The following is a 367-nucleotide window of genomic DNA, read 5'->3' as shown; positions in this document are numbered from 1 at the left end:
CCTCCGCAAGGCATGGCAGGAGCGCATGAGGCGTGCCGGTATGGTTCGCATCCACTGGGTGACCGAATGGCAGCGCCGCGGCGTCCCGCACCTGCACGTCGCTATCTGGTGGCCCGATAAGTACCGCCTCAGCGACCCCATAGAGGCGTGGCTCGCGCTCGCGGCGGAATATGGGGCCGGGGCAAAGGGGCAGCACGCGAAGCCCATAGACGGCCCTGTGGGCTGGTTTCAGTACCTGTCGAAGCACGCAGCACGGGGCGTGAAGCACTACCAGCGCAGCGGCGACAACATGCCGACCGGATGGCAGGAGAAAACGGGCCGGGTCTGGGGCTATGGCGGCGACTGGCCACTACAGGAGCCGGTCAAC

The 367-nt window shown here is 67.0% G+C and carries 1 protein-coding gene; it reads left to right on the top strand.

What is annotated here, in order from left to right; translation table 11 throughout:
* On the top strand, nt 1-367 hold a 367-nt coding region (locus D2U88_RS19440), incomplete at both ends, for a rolling circle replication-associated protein (protein WP_220473466.1).

It is taken from the genome of Flagellimonas aequoris, from assembly GCF_003584165.1.
Lineage (GTDB): Bacteria > Bacteroidota > Bacteroidia > Flavobacteriales > Flavobacteriaceae > Flagellimonas > Flagellimonas aequoris.
Note: the sequence above shows the minus strand (reverse complement) of the source record. Positions and strands in the feature narration are given on the sequence as shown.